Here is a 20,699-nt window from a genome sequence, read left to right on the forward strand (position 1 = left end):
TATACTAAAGATATTCTTAGAAACTGTGACTGTGTCTGGGTCGCAGTTTCTTTTATGAAGTGAAGGAGGCTGAAGATGGAGTTATCACCAGAAGAACTCTTTAACAAATTAGCTACACAAATCGAATTTATTATTCCCGAAAACCAAGTAGCATTCGTTAAAGGCGCCGCCATTGAAAAAGTACTTGTGCATAAAAAGAGCCGCCAATACGAATTTTTTATACGCTTTCCACAAATTTTACCCGTGACTCTTTACCAGAGTTTTTACCAACAATTGCAATATGGTTTCAGTAAAATTGCCGAAGTGCGCTTAAACATTAAGGCTGCCGATAATCGTTTTGCGCAAGATTTATTGAGTGATTATTGGTTAGTGGCCATTCAAGGTGAAGCGTGTAATACGCCCATTATTCGGGAGACGTTAAAAAATGCTACGCCTATGCTGAGTGACAATAAAATTCGTTTGGCCATTGATAATGGGGGCATGCTCCCTTACTTAAAAGATCAATATTTGCCCGTGATTGAAGCTCACTATCAGCGTTTTGGTTTTCCTAAATTTACGATTGAGCCCCATTTAGATGAAGAGCAAGCCGAACGAGTCTTAGCACTTTTTGAAGAACAAAAGCAAGAGCGGGAGCAACAAATTCAAAATGATGCCCAAGCGATGTTTGAAATTCATCAGCAAAAGAAAAAGGAAAAAGCGGAACAAGAAACAGTGGAAGTCCATCAAGGACCGATTCAATTAGGACGGAATATTCCGCAAGATGAAGAAATCACTAGCATGGCAGATATTCTTGAAGAAGAGCGTCGCGTCACCATTGAAGGTTTAGTTTTTGATAAGGAAATTCGCGAGTTGCGTTCTAAACGGAAAATTTTAATTTTAAAAATGACGGACTATACTTCTTCTTTTGCGGTGAAGAAATTTTCCAACGGTGAAAAAGACGAAGCACTGTTTGAAGCCATTAAACCTAACTCTTGGTTACGTGTCCGCGGTTCGGTACAAGAAGATACCTTCATGCGGGACCTCGTCATGAATGCCCAAGACTTGGCAGAAGTCAAACATGCTGAACGCCTTGATACTTATCCTGGCGACAAACGGGTGGAACTCCACGTCCATTCCAATATGTCACAGATGGATGCCACCAACTCCATTACTGATTTTGTCGTGCAAGCAAAAAAATGGGGGCAAGAAGCCATCGCCATTACGGATCATGGCGGCGCCCAGTCTTTCCCGGAAGCGTATCAAGCTGGCCAAAAAAATGGTGTAAAAATTTTATACGGAGTGGAAGCAAACTTGGTAGATGATGGGGTGCCGATTGCTTATAACTTGCAAGATGTCGTTTTAAGTGACGCGGAATATGTGGTTTTCGACGTGGAAACCACAGGACTTTCAGCCGTTTACGACACTATTATTGAATTAGCCGCGGTGAAGATGCATAAAGGGAATGTCATTGGAGAGTTTGAGGAGTTTATTGACCCTGGTCATCCTTTATCTAAGACAACAGTAGAGTTAACAGGCATTACTGATGAAATGGTTCGCGGTTCAAAATCAGAAGAAGAAGTCTTGCGTCGTTTTAAAGAATTTTCCAAAGGGACGATTCTCGTTGCCCACAACGCGACTTTTGATATGGGCTTTTTGAATACGTCTTATGGCCGGCACGGTATTGCCGAAGCAGACAATCCAGTAGTGGATACGTTGGAGCTTTCCCGCTTCTTACATCCTCAATTAAAGAGCCACCGCCTCAACGTTTTAGCTAAAAAGTACGGCGTGAACTTGGAACAACATCACCGCGCCGTTTTCGACTCAGAAACCACCGGCCATTTAGCTTGGCTTTTCTTGAAAGAAGCCGCCGAAGAGCATGGCATTTTAAATCATTTGCATCTTAATGATTATATTGGGCAAGGGGATGCTTATAAACGAGCGCGACCTTTCCATGCGATTATTTTAGCGCAAACGCAAGCCGGCTTGAAAAATTTATTTAAGTTAATTTCCGAATCCAACGTTCATTATTTTTATCGCGTGCCCCGCATTCCCCGTTCTTTATTAGCGGAGCATCGGGAAGGCTTATTGGTGGGTTCGGCTTGTAGTAACGGTGAAATTTTTGAAGCCATGATGCAAAAAGGGAAAGAAGAAGCTGCCAATCGCGCTAAATTTTATGATTATCTTGAAATTCAACCGAAAGCTGCCTATGCACCTTTAATTGAACAAGAATTAGTCAAAAATGAAGCAGACTTAGAAGAAATTATTAAAAACATGATTGCCATCGGGGAAGATTTAGACAAACCAGTTTGTGTCACCGGAGACGTCCATTACTTGAATCCTGAAGATGGCATCTATCGCAAAATTTTAATTAGTTCCATGGGGGGAGCGAATCCTTTAAACCGTCACTCCTTACCAGAAGTTTATTTTAAATCTACTTCCGAATTAATGGCGGAGTTTGCCTTTTTAGATGAAGCGACCCGTAAAAAAGTCATTGTAGATAATCCCCGTTTAGTCGCCAGTTGGATTGATGAGATTACGCCAGTGAAACATGAGCTCTATACGCCAAAAATTCCCGGTTCAGAAGAAGAAATTTCTAATTTAAGTTATACGCGGGCGCGGGAGCTTTATGGCGATCCTTTACCAGAGATTGTAGAAGCGCGTTTGAAACGAGAATTAACGAGTATTATTGGCAATGGTTTCTCGGTGATTTACTTGATCGCCCAAAAATTAGTGCACAAGTCTTTGCGGGATGGTTATTTAGTTGGTTCTCGGGGGTCTGTAGGTTCTAGCTTTGTCGCCACCATGTCAGGGATTACCGAGGTGAATCCTTTGCCGCCGCATTATCATTGTGTCCAGTGTCAATACTCAGAGTTTTATGAAGATGGTTCTTACGGTTCTGGTTTTGATATGCCAGAAAAAGCTTGTCCAAAATGTGGGGCTCGTCTTTTTAAAGACGGCCACGATATTCCTTTTGAAACTTTCTTAGGCTTCCATGGAGATAAAGTTCCTGATATTGATTTAAACTTTTCCGGTGATTACCAACCAGAAGCCCATAACTACACCAAAGTTTTGTTTGGTGAAGATTATGTTTATCGGGCAGGAACCATTGGTACAGTAGCGGATAAGACCGCTTATGGGTACGTGAAAGCCTACGAACGGGATCATAATTTACAATTCCGGAGCGCGGAAATTGATCGTTTAGCCAAAGGGGCCACCGGCGTAAAACGCACCACGGGTCAGCACCCGGGGGGGATTATCGTTATTCCGGATTACATGGATGTCTATGACTTTTCCCCGATTCAATATCCTGCTGATGATCAAAATGCCGAATGGCGCACCACCCACTTTGACTTCCACTCGATTCACGATAATATTTTAAAACTAGATATCCTAGGGCACGATGATCCTACTGTTATTCGGATGCTGCAAGATTTATCAGGGATTGATCCCAAAACAATTCCCACCGATGATGCGGAAGTGATGCGGATTTTTGCTGGCCCTGAAGTGTTAGGGGTCAATGAAGAGCAAATTTATTCACGGACCGGGACTTTAGGGATTCCCGAATTTGGGACGCGTTTTGTGCGGGGGATGTTGGAAGAAACTCATCCGTCGACTTTTGCCGAATTACTACAAATTTCCGGACTGTCTCATGGTACCGATGTTTGGTTAGGCAATGCTGAAGAATTAATTCGTAAAGGGGAAACCACCCTAGCGGATTGTATCGGTTGTCGGGACGACATTATGGTTTATTTGATGCATGCCGGTCTTGATAATGGGATGGCCTTTAAAATTATGGAATCGGTGCGTAAAGGGAAAGGAATTCCTGATGATTGGCAAGAAGAAATGCGCAAGCACAACGTACCAGAATGGTATATTGAGTCTTGTTTAAAGATTAAATATATGTTCCCAAAAGCCCATGCGGCTGCTTACGTTTTAATGGCGTTACGAGTGGCTTACTTTAAAGTGTATTATCCTATTTTGTATTACTGTGCTTACTTTTCCGTGAGAGCCGATGACTTTGATTTAGTTTCCATGTGCAAAGGCAAAGAAGCCGTCAAAGAAAAAATGAAAGAAATCAATGACAAAGGTTTAGAAGCCTCCACCAAAGAAAAGAATCTCTTGACGGTTTTAGAATTATGTAACGAAATGTTAGAACGCGGTTTTGAATTTGGGATGATTGATTTATATAAGTCTGATGCTCAAAATTTTGTGATTGAAGGCAATAAATTAATCGCGCCATTCCGGGCAGTCCCTTCTTTAGGAGCCAACGTCGCGAAACAAATTTGCGAATCCCGCAAAGACGGTCCTTTCTTATCTAAAGAAGACTTAGCGACCCGGGGGAAAGTTTCTAAAACATTGATTGATTACATGAATGAGCAAGGTGTCTTAAAAGATTTACCAGATGAAAACCAGTTATCCTTGTTTGATATGCTCTAAGCCTTGTAGTTTCAAGGAATTTATGCTATCATGTGAAAAGAATGATACTGTTGGGGGAGTGAGCAAATATTTGCTCACTCTTTTTAATGGAAAATAAATCATAAAGGGGGGACATCCTTGAGTAGTGTTGTCGAAACCGTCACGGAGTTAGTTACGCCATTTTTAACGGCTAAGAATTTCTATTTAGTGGATGCAGAATTTGTTAAAGAAGGTAAAAATTGGTTCTTGCGAGTTTTTATTGATAAAGAAGGCGGCATTGACATTGATGAATGTGTTGAGGTCAGCGAATTTTTATCAGAAGCTTTGGATCAATTGGAGCCAGACCCGATTCCCCAAGCTTACTTTTTAGAGGTTTCTTCGCCAGGAGCAGAACCACCTTTGAAAAAAGAAGAAGACTATCAACGGGCCTTGAATCAATACATCCATATCTCCTTATACCAAGCTTTAGCAGGAGAAAAGCAATGGGATGGCTTTTTACGGAATTTAACAGCTGACGAATTAACTTTAGAAATCAAAGTGAAAAGTCGCAGCAAAGAAATTGTAGTGCCACGGAAAGACATTGCCAAAGCACGCCTTGCGATTCAGTTTTAAAATGATGGAGGAACTCTGATGAGTAAAGAAATGTTAAACGCCTTAGACGCCTTGGAAAGCGAAAAAGGAATTGCAAAAGAAATCGTCATTGATGCATTAGAAGCAGCGCTAGTCTCTGCTTATAAACGTCATTACGGTCAAGCGCAAAATGTCGAAGTTGAATTTGATATGAAAAAAGGCAACATCCACGTTTACGCAGTAAAGGAAGTAACGGAAGAAGTGATGGACTCCCAATTGGAAGTCAGCTTAAAAGACGCTTTAAAAGTTAATAAAGCGTACGAAATTGGCGATACCATTCGTTTTGAAGTTACCCCTAAAGATTTTGGTCGGATTGCTGCTCAAACAGCAAAACAAGTTATCTTGCAACGAGTTCGTGAAGCAGAACGCAGTATCATTTATAACGAATTTTCTGCTTACGAAAAAGATATCATGCAAGGAATTGTGGAACGCCAAGATAATCGGTATATCTATGTGAACTTAGGTAAGATTGAAGCAGTGTTATCCAAGCAAGATCAAATGCCTAATGAACACTATCAACCTCATGACCGGATTAAAGTCTACGTTTCCAAAGTAGAAAATACTTCCAAAGGGCCACAAGTTTTTGTGAGTCGATCACATCCGGATCTATTACGGCGCTTGTTTGAACAAGAAGTGCCTGAAGTTTACGATGGTACAGTAGAAATCGTCAGCATCGCGCGGGAAGCCGGCGACCGGGCTAAAGTAGCGGTGAAATCTAACGACCCCAATATTGATCCAGTAGGGACTTGTGTTGGACCAAAAGGCCAACGGGTTCAAGCTATTGTGAATGAGCTAAAAGGGGAAAATATGGATATCGTGCAATATAGCGAAGATCCAGCTGAATTTATTGCCAATGCTTTGAATCCAGCCCAAGTTATTGACGTGATTTTCTCCCCAGAAAATCCTAAAGTCTGCACTGTTGTCGTTCCTGATTACCAATTATCTTTAGCTATTGGGAAAAAAGGCCAAAATGCACGATTGGCAGCTAAATTAACCAGCCATAAGATTGACATTAAACCTGAATCAGAAATGGCCGCTTACTACGAAGAACAAGCTGCAGTCAGTGCTGCAGTGGAAGAGGCCGTCGAAGAAGTTGTAGCAGAAGACGTCTTGGCAGCTGAAGCTATAGAAACTGGCGATGCTGTGGTGGAAACATCTGAAGAAGCCGCACCACAAGAACAAGAGGATTCAGCAGAATAAAGCAGTAGCTAAAGGAGTTTTGCAGATGAAACAAAGAAAAATTCCCATGCGTAAAGATGTTGTTTCTGGTGAAATGTATCCCAAAAAAGAATTAGTCCGTATCGTCAAAAATCAAGAAGGCGAAATTAGCATTGACCCAACTGGCAAGAAAAATGGCCGAGGGGCGTATGTGGCTTTAGAACCGACTTTGATTAAAAAAGCGTGGGACAAAAAAATCTTAGATCGCGTCTTAGAAACATCCTTAAGTGATGCTTTTTATCAAGAGCTCTATGATTATGTGGAACATCAAAAAGCCCGGAAGGAACTTTTAGGCAAGTGAATAAAGGATTAAACCTTTTAGGTCTAGCGCAACGAGCTGGTAAACTGGTGAGTGGCGAAGAAACCGTCATTAAAAATATTCGCCAAGGGCAAGCTCAGCTGGTGATCGTTTGTGTGGATGCCAGCGACAATACCAAAAAAAAATTAAAAGATAAATGTACATTTTATCATGTGCCATATGTGGAGGCTTTTACCAACATGGAGTTATCTCATGCTATTGGAAAAAAGCGAACCGTCTGTGGCCTGACAGAGGCAGGCTTTAAGCAGAGTCTGTTGAAAATACTACAAGGTTAGGAAGGTGATTGCATGGGGAAAAAGCGTATTTACGAATTAGCCAAAGAAATCAATCAATCAAGTAAAGAGGTCGTGGCTAAGGCCCAGAGTTTAGGAATCACGGTTAAAAATCATATGGGGGCCATTAACGAAGCGGATGAAGGAAAAATTCGCCAAGCTTTTGCACCAAAGAAAGCCCCTGTTAAACCGAGTGCCGCGCACAAACCCACCCCTACACCTCAACCAGCTCAAAGGAGTCAAATGAAAGACAACAACGCTAGTAAAACCAATGGAACTACCCCACAACGGGATAATCGCAACAATAATCAAAGTCGCCCACAAGGGAACAATCAAAATCGCAACAAACAAAACCCAGTGAACCGCGACAATCAAGCTTCAGGTAATCAAGGAAGCCGCAATAACGAAGGCAACCGGAACCGTAGCCAAAATCAAAACCAAAGTCGCAATACGAACCAAAATGCAAATCGTGCTAACAATCAAGGCAACAGCAGCAACCAAAATCGGAACAATCAAAATCGCAATAACCAGAATCGCCCACAAGGTGCTGGTCAAAATCGCGATAATCAAAATCGGAGTCAAGGCACGAATAACGCGCAAGGACAAAATCGTAATACGAATCAAAATGCGAACCGCAACAATAATAATCGTCCGCAAGGTCAAAACAGCAATCGCCCTAGTAATACACAAGGTGCGAACCAAAATCGTAACAACAACCAAAACACTAACCGCAACAATACGAGTGCTAACCAAGGTGGACAAAGCAATCAAAACCGCAATGCCAACAGCCAACGGAGCTTCAGCAATAACAATGAACGGACAAACCGTAGTGAAGACAGTGGCAACCGTTTTAACAGTAACAACCGCTCTAACCAAAATCGTAACAACCAATACGGAAACCAAAATCGCAACAAATTTAATAAGAAAGGTAAAAAAGGTCGCCAACAAGTAGCGACTAAACCAGCAGTGCCACCACGGAAGTTCCGGGAATTACCAGAAGTTTTAGAATACACAGATGGCATGAATGTGGCTGAAATCTCTAAAAAATTGCACCGGGAACCAGCAGAAATTATCAAAAAGCTCTTTATGGTAGGCGTAATGGTTAACCAAAATCAACCCCTCGATAAAGATACGATTGAAATTTTAGCAGCTGATTACGGCATTGAAGCCCAAGAAAAAATTCAAGAAGATATCGCCGATATCGATAAATATTTTGAAGATGATGATGTCAATCCTGAAAAATTAATCAACCGACCACCAGTCGTGACGATTATGGGTCACGTCGACCACGGGAAAACTACTTTGTTGGATAAATTACGGCATACTCATGTAACTCAAGGGGAAGCTGGGGGAATTACCCAACATATCGGTGCTTACCAAATTGAGATTGATGGCAAACCGATTACGTTCTTGGATACACCAGGACACGCGGCCTTCACTTCGATGCGGGCGCGGGGCGCTTCTATTACTGATATTACTATCTTAGTGGTGGCAGCTGATGATGGGGTGATGCCACAAACGGTAGAAGCAATTAACCACGCCAAAGCGGCCAATGTGCCAATTATTGTGGCCGTGAATAAAATTGATAAACCAGGCGCTAATCCTGATCACGTCATGCAAGAACTCAGCGAACATGAATTAATTCCTGAAGCTTGGGGTGGCGACACTATTTTCGTGAATATTTCTGCTAAATTTGGTCAAAACATTGATGAATTATTAGAAATGATTCTCTTAGTGGCGGAAATGGAAGACTTAAAAGCTGACCCAACTGCTCGTCCAATTGGGACCGTGATTGAAGCACGCTTAGATAAAGGGAAAGGCCCTGTGGCTACTTTATTAGTACAACAAGGGACTCTAAAAGTTGGCGACCCTATCGTTGTGGGGAATACTTTTGGTCGTGTCCGGGTAATGGCTAACGCCACTGGCCGCCGGGAAAAAGTTGCTGGTCCAGCTACACCAGTGGAAATTACTGGCTTAAACGATGTACCGCAAGCAGGGGATCACTTTGCAGTCTTTGAAGATGAAAAAACAGCACGGGCTGCTGGGGAAGAACGAGCTAAACGAGCTTTACTAGAACACCGAGCCGTTTCTTCACGTGTAACCTTAGACAACTTGTTTGAAAGTCTTAAAGAAGGCGAACTAAAAGAAGTCAACGTCATTATTAAAGCTGACGTGCAAGGTTCAGCTGAAGCTTTAAGTGCTTCTTTACAAAAAATTGAAGTGGCTGGCGTCCGGGTGAAAATTGTCCACTCTGCAGTCGGCGCGATCAATGAATCTGATGTTACTTTGGCTGCCGCCAGTAACGCCATCATCATTGGTTTTAACGTCCGGCCAACACCGCAAGCTAAAATCCAAGCAGAACAAGAAGAAGTGGATATTCGTTTACACCGCATTATCTATAAAGTAATCGATGAAATCGAAACAGCGATGCAAGGGATGCTGGATCCTGAATTTGAAGAAAAAATTATCGGTCAAATGATTGTACGTGAACTTTATAAAGTTTCTAAAGTCGGGACGATTGCCGGTTGTTACGTAACAGATGGCGCCATTCGTCGGGATGCTGGTGTCCGCGTTATTCGCGATAGCATTGTTATCTTCGAAGGAAAATTAGCCAGCTTGAAACGTTTCAAAGACGACGCTAAAGAAGTCACTAAAGGCTTTGAGTGTGGGGCGATGATTGAAAACTTCAACGACTTGCATGTGGATGATGTGATTGAAGCCTTCGTCATGGAAGAAATTAAGAAATAAACCAAAGGAGGACTTGCTATGCCTCAATATCGTGATCGACGAGTAGCGCAAGAAATTCAACGGGAAATCAATGATATTTTGAAAAAACGGGTGAAAGATCCACGCGTCCAAAATATCAATATTACTGACGTCCAGGTTACTGGCGACTTGCAACAGGCTAATGTGTATTACAGCATTTTGTCTGATAAGGCCAGCGACGCGCAACGGGCGGAAGAAGGCTTGGAAAAAGCCAAAGGGATTATCCGAAAAGAATTAGGGAGTCGCCTCAGTATTTATAAAACACCAGAGCTGTTCTTTGAAAAAGACGCTTCGGTGCAATACGGCGACCATATCGACCAACTCTTGCGTCAACTCCACGAAAAAGAATAAAACTTTCTACTGATTGTTTTTGAAGCCCGTTTGTAGTCTTCGTGACTGCAAGCGGGCTTCTTTTTGTTTATGTTTTGCTGTGCGGGTGGTTTTCAAAACATACAACAATAAATTAAAAATCACCCCAAATAATTGAGGTGATTTTTATAATTCATTACACTTCTTCAGCTCGTGCTTTTAAAACCCGTAAAGCATCGTTGTAGCTAGTTAAGTAACGCTCAGTAATCTGTTTAGTGGAAAGCGTGCTGAGGTCTTTGGCGCTTAAATAAAGCATTGCCAAGTCGTGAGCTGCTTTTTCCATAGAAATTTTTTCCATGTCCATCATCTCCTTTTTCTTAAGTGTAACAAATTTTAAAGCTTTTGCACGGAATAATTTGCAAAAAATTTTATTTCATGTTATTTTAGCTAAAGAAAAAAGGTGATGGTGTTCGCCTTTAACCGTCGCAAGACTAATGACGCCTACCAAAATGCTCGTTATCAGACGAGTTTATTTTGGTAGGCTTTTTATTTTGCGATAGAAAGAGGAGTTGTGGAGTATGAAAAATATACTAGCAAGCAGTAAATATTTTGTGAAGTGGTTGGGAATTAGCCTTTGTGTCGGAATTCCTATGGGGGGGTTATCGGCGTTCTTTTTAAAAAATTTAGCATTGGTGACTAGTTGGCGAATACAACAGCCGTGGCTTTTATTTTTATTGCCTGTAGCAGGTTTACTCTTTGGTTTTTTATATCATCGTTATGGGGCCAATGCCAAACGGGGAAATAATTTGGTTATTGAACAAGGGAATGGCGGCAAGGAAAAAATACCTTTGCGTTTGATTCCTTTGACGCTCTTTGGGACGTTAAGTACGCACCTTTTTGGGGGATCCGTGGGGCGCGAAGGCACGGCTGTACAAATGGGGGGCAGTGTTGCTGATTTTTGGAGCCGTCTTTTTCATTTAGCGCCAAGTGATCGCGAAATTATGATTGTCAGTGGGATGAGTGCGGGTTTCGGCTCTGTCTTTGGCACGCCGCTAGCGGGGACCATTTTTGCTTTAGAAGTTTTAGTGGTGGGCCGGATTCGCACCGAAGCGTTGGTGCCAGCTTTTTTTTCCAGTCTGGTGGCCAATTACGTGACCGAAGCACTAGGAGTGGTCCATACCCATTATCTGATGGGGACCGCGCCTACTTTCACCTGGTTTTTAATTGGCAAATTAATAATTGCCGGTATTTTGTTTGGCCTGACAGGGTGGTTGTTTGCCCATAGCATTAGCTGGTTAAAGCAATTTTACGCCCGTGTAATTACTAGTCCTGCTTGGCGAAATGCTGCAGGAGGCGCTGTTGTCGTGCTCTTCGTCCTTTTATTTCACGGTGAACGTTATACCGGTTTATCCACCCAACTTTTAGCAGATGCTTTTAAAGGGGAAGCACATTTCTTTGACTTTATTAGCAAACTTTTTTACACGGCCCTTTCATTGGGAGCCGGTTTTCAAGGGGGCGAAGTGACCCCGCTGTTTGAAATAGGGGCGACTTTAGGAGCGGACTTGGCTAAACTTTTCCAAATCAGCGTGCCTTTTTTAGCGGGACTGGGGTTCATTGGTGTTTTTAGTGGCGCAACGAACACGCCGATTGCCTGTTTTATTATGGGCATCGAACTTTTTGGTGGGGAAAATGCCCTCTACTTCTTTTTAATTTGTGTGGTAGCCTTCTTTGCTTCGGGTCGTTCCACGATTTATGGCTCCCAATTTTTTATCAAAGAAAAATTTCAACATCAAGAGACAATTCTATAAAAACAGTACCCGTAAAAAGTCAGCTTTTCGGCTAATTTTTACGGGCACTATTTTTATTTATCCATTCACTGCTTGAATAATTTCCAGAGCAAAACTAACGAAGGTCATGACGCCAACAAAGAAGACATGGCGTTCCTTATTCATCACTAAGATTGCCGCAAACTCGCGTAAAAAGGCGTTAGGTAAGTAGTAAAAAGCTGTTTTACAACCGATCCCATTTGCTTTTAATCCTTCATCGCGAGCGTCAAGACTGGCACGAAAGATGTGGAAGTTATTGGAGCAAAAGATGGCGCGGTAGGGCTGGTCACCACTTTTTTGATCCATCAAATATTTTGAAAAGCGCATATTTTCCGTGGTGTCAGTGGATTTATCTTCAATCAAGATATCCTGTGGGGGAATGCCGTGCTCTTTGGCGTATTGTGCCATGGCTGCGCCTTCTGCTAATGCTTCATCGCCGCCTTTACCACCGGACATTAATAATTGTGGCGCAGTACCTGTAGCTTTAAATTGTTTATGGTAAAAACTCATGGCTTTTTCAATTCGTTTTGCTAATAAAGGGGGAACTCGCTTGCCATCTAGTAAGCCGGCTCCTAAAACAATAATATAATCTTGCTTTAAGGCGGGCCGATTAAACTGGTAAAGGAAACTGGCAGTAAAGAAATTAGCAAAGACAACAAGTAGATAAAAGCCTACTAAAGTTGCCCAACCGAGTAGCCACTCAAACCACGTCGGGTAATTAAAAGGCAGAGCGCGAATAATAATGAAGATAGTTAGGACGATGGCTAACATCAGCGTTAACATATTACTTAGGGAACGTGATTCTCGTTTTAATACTTGGCGGGCATTGAGGAACAAAAAAATAATTAAGCCATAGATGCCAAAAAGTAAAATCAACAGCAGAAAACCGATAATTAAAACCACCAAGACTAAAAGCCAAGAAAGATTGGCGCTTATCCCAAAGCCTAATAGGCCAAAAAGAAAACTTCCTAAAAATAAATTGAAAAGTAAGCCGTTTAAGAGGCGCCGTCTTTCTATGAACCAACTAATTAGAAAAACAACACCAAAGAATAGGGGAATTAATAAAATATAAGAATTATCAACGAGCTCTTTCATGCTTCACCTCCGTTCCCATTATAGCAAAAGCCTTCGTCGGCCTCAATGAAATTAGCCAAGGCTAATTTCACTAATGGTCTCAGCCAAAAATAATAAACGAAGTAATGAGCTAGACAAAAAAAGCTGTGGCCATAAACGCCACAGCTTTTGTCATAAATTTAGTAGCGTAAAATAGCCACTAAACTTTTTTCATCGGGAGCTTTTTCTTGTTCTAAGACATGAACATTACCGCCATTACTTAAAACGTCGAAGGCGATGCGGTTCAGTACTTGCCGCCGATCGTATTCTGTATCGGGATCTTCACCGTAGCCGTCCACTAAATTATTCGTGGCAATAAATAATTGTGCTACTTTGCCAAGACGCGCTGCTTGGCTAATATCTACTAATTGATCTTGCGTCTTGCGGTTCATAAAGGTTTGATATTCCGCCACTTCCCGGGCCACTAATTGCTCCGTGAGTTTTGGTAATTCCTTTTCTAAAGCTAGGGCATCAAGACCAGCCGGAGAAACATTAAGGTAAGCTTCTTTATCCAGTTGATCAAGCTTAGATAGTTTACGATATAAAGCATGGTTTTCTGGTAAGGCGGCGACAAAGAGCGGTAAATCTTTGTGAGGCAAGAAATTTTTTAAATAGTTATCAATTGCTTGATAATAATTTTGCCAATCAATTTGCTCTTCAGCATCTTTAGTGGAAACACCATGGTAGGCAACACCTTCTTTGCTACCGTTACGGCTGCCTGCTCCTTGTGAGGTGTAGTTAAGGTAGCCACCACTTAGCTCGTCACCTAGCGTCGTCAACATATCGGTGGGAGCGTCATCTGTTAATTGCATCAATTCCAAGCTTTGATGACTCACTTCGTAAAGTTTCATGGCATCCCGAGTCAGGGCCAGTAAGTAGTAGTGATAGTTAAACTGAGTATTTTTAATTAAAGCCAGTAAATAAGGAAGATCACTGACGTAGTATTGGTCATCCACAGGAATGTCTAAGCGAAATGTTTCATAGCCTGCTGTGTGGAAAACCAATGCTAAACTTTTTGAAGCGTTCCGCCAAAAATGGGCATCTTGTAAGAGACTATCCATCTGTTCTTGAAACGGCTTCCAATTGTCGGCACCATAATTTTTCACGAAGCGTTCCTTAGCCTGTTTAGCAAAATTTTTAAACTGGAGTAGGTCTTGATCAACAGCCTGGTGGCCAACGTGAGTGTTTAACATAATCGTAACGAATGGTCCCTTGAGATCAGCAGCAATTAGCTTTTTAAACGCAGGTTCTTGCATAAAACTACCTCCTAACAATTTTTTACTACAAAACAAGTGTATCATAATTTTTTTCATTTCCCAAAGAAGTCGTTTTTAAGTAAAAGACAAACGACTAACAAAGATTTTGCAAAAGTTGCGGCGGATCACCAACTTTTGGCAGAGATTATAGTATAATGACAATTGTGTAAAGGAGGGCGTTTATGGAACCTATTTATGCCGTGGTGGACCTTGAGACTACCGGCACAGATCCCCAACACGATAAAATTATTCAATTTGGTTGTGTCCTAATTCAAAATAATGAAATTATTGGCTCATTGGCTACCGATGTTAATCCCCTAAGAGAAATTCCGCAAGGGATTCAACAATTGACGGGGATTACCAATAGTCAAGTGAAAAAAGCGCCGACTTTAGAAGAAGTGGCGGGAACAATTATTAGTTTTTTACATGGCACGATTTTTGTGGCCCACAATATTGCCTTTGATTATCGATTCTTAAGCGGTGCCTTACAAAAGCTTGGGTATGAGCCTTTGACCTTACCGGGGATTGATACGGTGAGTCTGGCGCAAATTTTGTATCCGCAAGAAGTTTCTTTTCGCTTAAATGATTTGGCGCAAAAATTTAACTTGCTCCATGATCATCCCCATCAAGCGGCTAGTGATGCTTTAGTCACAGGAGAACTCTTCTTGAAATTACAAGAGAAACTAGCGAACTTACCTCTTTTAACGTTAAAACAATTGGCTCAATTAAGTTGGGCGTTACCTTTTCAAACTGGTGCCTTGATTGAGGCGCAATTCGCACAAAAAAATAGTGAAGGGCAAGTTTTAGACCCAGCCTTAGAAATTGTCGGCGAGCTAGTATTGCGGAAAAAAAGTTTAGCAAAAGCAATTGCCGATGGCGGGCAGTCTTATCCTTTTAAGAAAAAAGGGAAGCTCCGACTTTTTCCGCCAAACTTTTCTTTTCGAAAAGCTCAAGGCCGAATGATGAATCTCGTTTACCAGTTTTTCACTGATGAATTTCCAGAAAAGATTTACTTGCTGGAAGCGCAAGCCGGACTGGGGAAGACTTTTGGCTATTTATTTCCTTTAAGTTTTCTGGCTAGTAACCAACAGCCGGTGGTGATTGCAACGCCAACGATTATCTTGCAACAACAACTTTTAGCCGACGTGACTAAAATAAATCAACGCTTACCGCAACCGATTCGGGCCACGTTAATTAAAAGTCCGCGTCACTATTTAGATTTACAAAAGTTTGTCAAAACCTTAAAGGAAACTGGCACAAAACAAGTTTCTTTATACAAGATGATGCTCTTAGTCTGGTTGACGGAAACGGAAACGGGGGACTTTAGCGAATTAAATTTATTGCGGATTAAAGATTTATATTTTCAAACGATTGCGTGTAGCGCTGTGGCAATGCCGCAAAAGGAAAATCCTTACGGGCAAGTAGACTTTAGTTACTGGGTGAAAAAGCGGGCGCTTAACAGTAATGTCTTAATTACCAACCATGCTTTTTTATTGGAAGAAGCGCAACGCCAGGATTATCAATTACCAAAAGCCCCTTATTTAGTGATTGATGAAGCCCAACACTTACCGGAAAATTTATTAAAAGCGGCGACGCAAACTTTTGATTGTCAAGCCTACTTACGGCAACTGGATTTTTGTCAGCTGACGATTCGTGAAAATAAAAGTGCTTTATCCACCGCAGAAACGTATTTATTTTTAGAAGTCGTGGAAACGTTAACTCAGAAATTAACGACTTTAGAAAAGTATTATTTGGATCGTAAAACACTAGACTATCCAGAAATTTATCCGGAGTCCACCTACATGAACGAAGCTTTGCCTGTCTTACAACTGGTGGATAGTATCGCCACTTTAATGAAGGACTTGCGCCAGTTAACGCCCCGTTTAACAAGTGACCCAACCACCAGTCCGGTTTTAAAATTGGTCTTAGGTCAATTGCTGGCAGCTAGTGGCGTTTTTACGGAATTTTATCATTTTGCAACAGGTGAAAAGTTACAGTGGTTTGCTAAAAGTTCTCAAGGTGGCTTGCAGTTGGTTTATTGTCTGACAGCCGTTTTAGCATTAGATAAGCAACCGTGGTTTCAACGCTACGAAAAAGTGTTATTGACCGGGGCGACCTTTAGTTTGGGGCGCCGGAATTATTTGCAAGAGCGCTTGGCTTTGACGACGGCTAAAACGAGTCGCTTGCAAAATCAATATGATTATCCAGCGCAAGTTCGATTTTATTTGCCAGAAAATTTAAGTGCTGAAAATCGGAATACTTATTTGGTGGCAGCCTTGAAGGATTATTTAGCTGAAGTACCGTATCCTTTGTTGGTTTTATTTTCCGCCCAAGACCAACTGAAAAAAGTTTTCTACGCCATACAGGAGACTGCGTTTTTGGCGCAACGGGAAATTTTTGCTCAAGGAATCAACGGGACAAAAGAAAAATTATTGAAACGCTTTTCTTTAAGCGACAATGGTATCTTGTTAGGCAATGAGACTTTTTGGGAAGGTATTGATTTACCAGGCAAAGATTTGCCGGTGATTTTTGTGGCGAAGCTCCCTTTTGAAAATCCGCAACGTCCTTTAGTTGCCGCTCGTTATCAAGCTTTAGAAAAAGCAGGGAAGAATCCTTTTTATGAAGCGGCCTTACCTGACTGTAGTTTACATTTGCAACAAGCTTTTGGGCGCCTGTTACGCAGCAGTGAAGATCGCGGTTGTTTAGTGCTCTTTGATGAGCGTTTCACGAAGAGCCGTTACAGCCCCCAGCTGGCTAAAAATTTACCGCAAAGCTTGAAAGGGGAGGAACTGCCCCTAACCGCTTTACCACAAGCTATTTTAGATTTTATTGAAGGAGGGGTGCCTTATGAAAAGACGTAGCATCTTTGGTTTAAAAGAAAAGATTTTAGCTAGTATTTTAGCGGTACTGGTACTAGCAATTATTTTATTTAGTATCGTTTTAGTGCGGAGTACGCGTCCTTTTAATCAAGCCCGGCAAGAAGCGGAAGCTCTTGCGTTACGGTATGGTAAAATTAGCGAGCCTGACGCCTTTTACTACTACAATCGAAGCGGCGAATACTACGGTGTCAAAGGAAAAAGCACTAGCGGTGAGATGACCTACGCTTTAATTCCTCAGGATGGCAAAGAAATTACGATTTTAAAAGAAAAGGATGGTACTAGTGATAACCAAGCGATGAAAATTGCCCTAGCTACTGGTAACGTTGTGACGATTACCAAAGTGAGTTTAGGAAAAAAAGACGATCAAGTTGTCTGGGAAATTACTGGTAAAGATCAAAATAAGCAACTAGTTTACTTTTTAATTCAATTTACAGATGGCCAAGTGCTATCTGAAATTCAAAATATTTAGGAGGCTACATCTTATGGAACTTTCCACCCGTGCTAAAAATATTGCTCCTTCTGCTACACTAAAAGCGGCCGCCAAAGCTCGTGCTTTAAAAGCTGAAGGGATTGATGTTATCAGTCTGACTGTCGGCGAGCCGGATTTTGTTACGCCAAAAGTTATTCAAGAAGCAGCACAAACGGCCATCGTTAAGGGTCAAGCGAGTTTTTACACCCCCACCAGTGGTTTACCCGCTTTAAAATCCGCTTTAAAAAATCATATCAAAAAGAATTATGGCTTAGATTATCAAGCCAACCAACTTTTAGTGACACCTGGGGCTAAGTTTGCTCTTTATACCGCTTTTCAAGTGTTACTGAACCCTGGCAATGAAGTCTTGATTCCGGTTCCTTATTGGGTCAGTTACTCGGAGCAAGTAAAACTAGCTGGGGGCGTGCCGCTTTTTGTCCATCCTAGCGATCCGCATAGTGGTAAAGTTACGGTTTCCGACTTAGAAAAAATGGTCAGTCCGCAAACTAAAATTTTATTATTAAACTCACCATCCAATCCAAATGGGATGATTTATACGGCTGACGAACTTGTAGCGATTGCCGACTTTGTCAGTCAACATGATTTAATTGTGGTGGCAGACGATATTTATTCTAATTTAGTCTATAATCACGAAGTCTTTACTTCGATTGCCATGATTAATCCCGAAATTCAAAAACGTACCATCGTCATTACCGGCGTTTCAAAGACCTACTCCATGACGGGCTGGCGGATTGGTTTTGCCTTTGGCGATCAAGAAGTCATTCAAGCCATGAGCGATCTTCAATCCCAAGCCGCTAGTAATCCGACAACCGTCAGTCAATACGCCGCGATTGCCGCTTTAAACGATGGGGAAAAAGCAGCAGAAGAAATGCGCCAAGCATTTGAAGAGCGCTTGAATAAAGCTTATGATTTAGTGGAAAAGATTCCAGGCTTTACTTTAGTGAAACCTCATGGGGCCTTTTATTTATTCCCTAACGTGGCAGAAGCAATGGCCAATTGTGGTTATGATGATTTAGATGTTTTTGTGGAAGACTTACTACAAGAAGCTCACGTGGCAGTGGTTTCCGGTACCGGCTTTGGGGTGCATAACGCCATTCGTTTGAGTTATGCCGTCAGCCCTGAGGTTTTTCAAGAAGCTGTCGAAAGAATTCTTGCTTTTTTACAGCAAAAAAGCTTAAAATGTAAACATTGAGTGCAAAGGAGCGAAGTATAGTGAAACGTATTTCCATTATTGACGCAAAAGACTACGTCGGGCAAACTGTTGAAATCGGTGCCTGGGTAGCTAACAAGCGTTCATCAGGAAAAATTGCATTTTTACAATTACGTGATGGTACAGCGTACTTTCAAGGCGTAGTAGTTAAAAATGAAGTAGGGGAAGAAATTTTTGAAACCGCTAAAGGGTTAACGCAAGAAACTTCCGTCATCATTACCGGCGAAATTCGCGAAGATAGCCGTTCGCATTTCGGGTATGAAATTGGGATTAGCAATGTCGAAGTAGTGGGGGAAAGTCATGAATATCCCATTACGCCTAAAGAACACGGCACCGACTTTTTAATGGATCATCGTCACTTGTGGTTGCGGTCCTCAAAACAACATGCCATCATGTTAATTAGAAATGAAGTGATTCGGGCCACCTACGAATTCTTCAACAATAACGGCTTCATTAAAGTAGATCCACCAATTTTAACGGGCTCAGCGCCAGAAGGCACCACTGAACTTTTTGAAACTAATTATTTTGATCAAAAAGCATATCTTTCTCAAAGTGGTCAGTTGTACATGGAAGCAGCTGCCATGGCTTTTGGTAAAGTCTTTTCTTTTGGCCCAACTTTTAGAGCTGAAAAATCTAAAACGCGGCGTCACTTAATTGAATTTTGGATGATTGAACCAGAAATGGCCTTTATGCATCAAGAAGAAAGTTTAGTTGTTCAAGAACAATACGTCGCTTTCTTAGTCCAAAATGTTCTAGAACATTGCGACTATGCCTTAGACGTCTTGGAACGGGATAAAGAGTTGTTGAAAAAATACACCCAACTACCTTTCCCGCGGATTACTTACGATGATGCCATCGAATTATTAATTAAAAATGGTTTTGACGATATCAAATGGGGGGATGACTTTGGTTCACCTCACGAAACCTTTATCGCTAACTCTTTTGAAAAGCCAGTCTTTATTTTAAATTATCCAAAAGCTATCAAACCTTTCTACATGAAGCCACATCCAACGCGGGATGACGTGGTGATTTGTGCGGACTTAATCGCGCCAGAAGGCTACGGGGAAATTATCGGGGGCTCTGAACGGGAAACCGACTATGACCAACTTTTGGTACAAATTAAGAAATTTGGTTTAAGCGAAGAAGAGTACAGCTGGTATTTAGATTTACGGAAGTACGGCTCCGTGCCTCACTCTGGGTTTGGTCTTGGTTTGGAACGGGCGATTACTTGGATTTCCGGTATTGAACACATTCGGGAAGCAATTCCTTTCCCACGTTTGTTAAATCGTATTTATCCATAAAAAAGAGGAGTCTGTTAAAATGCAAATTTATCCTAATGATCGCATTGTCTTTTTTGGCGACAGTATTACTGATGCTGACCGTAATCGGGAAGATAATACAGATTTAGGCCATGGTTTTCCGTTGTTCATCGCTTCACAACTTGGATCAAAGTATCCAGAAATGAACTTGAGTTTTTACAACCGCGGTATTTCAGGCAATAAAGTGGCTGATTTAAATCGTCGCTTGGAAGAAGATGTCTTGGCTTTGATGCCGGATGTGGTTTCCATCATGGTAGGGATTAACGACACGTGGCACAACGTGGAAAGTCCTGATTTTGGTACGGCTAAAGCTGCGATTGCTTTTGAAAAAGAATACCGCCAATTACTCATGAGTTTAAAACGGGCGGGCGTCAGTCGTTTAATTTTAATGGAACCTTTTGTTTTACCAATTCCTAAAAACCGCACCACTTGGCGGGTGGACTTGGATCAAAAGATTCAAGTGATTCGTTTATTGGCCGCAGAATTTCACGCCGAATTTATTTCTTTAGACGGCTTAATGAACGCCGCGGGTATTCGCCACGGTTTTGAGCTTTATACAAAAGATGGTGTGCATCCAACACCAGTAGGTTACGGCTTAATTACAGATGAATGGATGCGCCACGTGCAACCAACGATGGAGCTGAAATAGTTTTGAGAAAAAAGAAGCAGGGACTTGAATCACGACGATTCAAGTCCC

16 protein-coding genes and 1 riboswitch are annotated in these 20,699 nt (G+C 41.7%); of the genes, 13 read left to right on the forward strand and 3 right to left on the reverse strand.

Annotated elements, in window-relative coordinates; genetic code table 11:
• The first annotated feature begins 75 nt into the window (after window positions 1–75).
• The 7 genes from FFM57_RS01010 to rbfA all read left to right on the forward strand — a co-directional run bounded on the left by FFM57_RS01010 (window position 76) and on the right by rbfA (window position 9,951).
• The gene (locus FFM57_RS01010; protein WP_137598657.1) at window positions 76–4,416 is read left to right on the forward strand and encodes a PolC-type DNA polymerase III; all 4,341 of its coding nucleotides are present in this window, start codon (window positions 76–78) and stop codon (window positions 4,414–4,416) included.
• A gap of 117 nt (window positions 4,417–4,533) precedes the next feature.
• The gene (gene rimP, locus FFM57_RS01015) at window positions 4,534–5,007 is read left to right on the forward strand and encodes a ribosome maturation factor RimP (protein ID WP_137598658.1); all 474 of its coding nucleotides are present in this window, start codon (window positions 4,534–4,536) and stop codon (window positions 5,005–5,007) included.
• 18 nt (window positions 5,008–5,025) lie between these two features.
• The gene (gene nusA / locus FFM57_RS01020) at window positions 5,026–6,225 is read left to right on the forward strand and encodes a transcription termination factor NusA (protein WP_137598659.1); all 1,200 of its coding nucleotides are present in this window, start codon (window positions 5,026–5,028) and stop codon (window positions 6,223–6,225) included.
• 25 nt (window positions 6,226–6,250) lie between these two features.
• Complete coding sequence (gene rnpM, locus FFM57_RS01025) at window positions 6,251–6,544, forward strand: RNase P modulator RnpM (protein WP_137598660.1); 294 nt, start codon at window positions 6,251–6,253, stop codon at window positions 6,542–6,544.
• A complete protein-coding gene (locus FFM57_RS01030; RefSeq protein WP_137598661.1) occupies window positions 6,541–6,837 on the forward strand; it encodes a L7Ae/L30e/S12e/Gadd45 family ribosomal protein in 297 nt (98 codons plus the stop codon). The genes rnpM and FFM57_RS01030 overlap by 4 nt, the downstream gene beginning before the upstream one ends.
• Before the next feature lie 12 nt (window positions 6,838–6,849).
• Window positions 6,850–9,582 (forward strand): translation initiation factor IF-2, encoded by a 2,733-nt coding sequence (gene infB / locus FFM57_RS01035; protein ID WP_137598662.1) that lies wholly within the window; start codon window positions 6,850–6,852, stop codon window positions 9,580–9,582.
• A gap of 18 nt (window positions 9,583–9,600) precedes the next feature.
• The gene (gene rbfA, locus FFM57_RS01040) at window positions 9,601–9,951 is read left to right on the forward strand and encodes a 30S ribosome-binding factor RbfA (protein ID WP_137598663.1); all 351 of its coding nucleotides are present in this window, start codon (window positions 9,601–9,603) and stop codon (window positions 9,949–9,951) included.
• A 154-nt stretch (window positions 9,952–10,105) separates the two neighbouring features.
• Here the strand turns inward: rbfA and FFM57_RS09795 are convergent, their stop codons facing one another.
• Window positions 10,106–10,267, reverse strand: a complete 162-nt coding sequence (locus FFM57_RS09795; protein WP_170999834.1) for a hypothetical protein — start codon at window positions 10,265–10,267, stop codon at window positions 10,106–10,108.
• 92 nt (window positions 10,268–10,359) lie between these two features.
• Window positions 10,360–10,420, forward strand: a riboswitch (Fluoride riboswitch).
• Between the two features lie 67 nt (window positions 10,421–10,487).
• Here FFM57_RS09795 and FFM57_RS01045 point away from each other — a divergent pair.
• Window positions 10,488–11,717 carry a voltage-gated chloride channel family protein gene (locus tag FFM57_RS01045; protein ID WP_137598664.1) on the forward strand — a complete coding sequence of 410 codons (1,230 nt, stop codon included), beginning with the start codon at window positions 10,488–10,490 and terminating at the stop codon, window positions 11,715–11,717.
• Window positions 11,718–11,774: 57 nt separating this feature from the next.
• Here the strand turns inward: FFM57_RS01045 and FFM57_RS01050 are convergent, their stop codons facing one another.
• Together FFM57_RS01050 and FFM57_RS01055 are read right to left on the reverse strand one after the other, a co-directional pair.
• Entirely contained in the window at window positions 11,775–12,830 is a 1,056-nt protein-coding gene (locus FFM57_RS01050) for a YdcF family protein (RefSeq protein ID WP_137598665.1), read from the reverse strand.
• Window positions 12,831–12,988: 158 nt separating this feature from the next.
• Entirely contained in the window at window positions 12,989–14,104 is a 1,116-nt protein-coding gene (locus FFM57_RS01055) for a baeRF6 domain-containing protein (RefSeq protein ID WP_137598666.1), read from the reverse strand.
• 182 nt (window positions 14,105–14,286) lie between these two features.
• On the opposite strand from FFM57_RS01055, the gene FFM57_RS01060 reads away from it, so the two are divergent.
• From FFM57_RS01060 to FFM57_RS01080, 5 genes are read left to right on the forward strand one after another with little or no spacing between them, the layout of a single operon-like run.
• Window positions 14,287–16,965, forward strand: a complete 2,679-nt coding sequence (locus FFM57_RS01060; RefSeq protein WP_137598667.1) for a helicase C-terminal domain-containing protein — start codon at window positions 14,287–14,289, stop codon at window positions 16,963–16,965.
• Complete coding sequence (locus FFM57_RS01065) at window positions 16,952–17,452, forward strand: cell wall elongation regulator TseB-like domain-containing protein (RefSeq protein WP_137598668.1); 501 nt, start codon at window positions 16,952–16,954, stop codon at window positions 17,450–17,452. Before FFM57_RS01060 ends, FFM57_RS01065 begins: the two co-directional genes overlap by 14 nt.
• Window positions 17,453–17,465: 13 nt before the next feature.
• Complete coding sequence (locus tag FFM57_RS01070) at window positions 17,466–18,665, forward strand: pyridoxal phosphate-dependent aminotransferase (RefSeq protein ID WP_137598669.1); 1,200 nt, start codon at window positions 17,466–17,468, stop codon at window positions 18,663–18,665.
• A gap of 20 nt (window positions 18,666–18,685) precedes the next feature.
• Entirely contained in the window at window positions 18,686–19,984 is a 1,299-nt protein-coding gene (gene asnS / locus FFM57_RS01075) for an asparagine--tRNA ligase (protein WP_137598670.1), read from the forward strand.
• Window positions 19,985–20,003: 19 nt separating this feature from the next.
• Window positions 20,004–20,651, forward strand: a complete 648-nt coding sequence (locus FFM57_RS01080; RefSeq protein WP_137598671.1) for an SGNH/GDSL hydrolase family protein — start codon at window positions 20,004–20,006, stop codon at window positions 20,649–20,651.
• Window positions 20,652–20,699: the final 48 nt, after the last annotated feature.

Origin of the sequence: Enterococcus nangangensis, assembly GCF_005405245.1 — a bacterium.
In the GTDB taxonomy this organism is placed as follows: domain Bacteria; phylum Bacillota; class Bacilli; order Lactobacillales; family Enterococcaceae; genus Enterococcus_J; species Enterococcus_J nangangensis.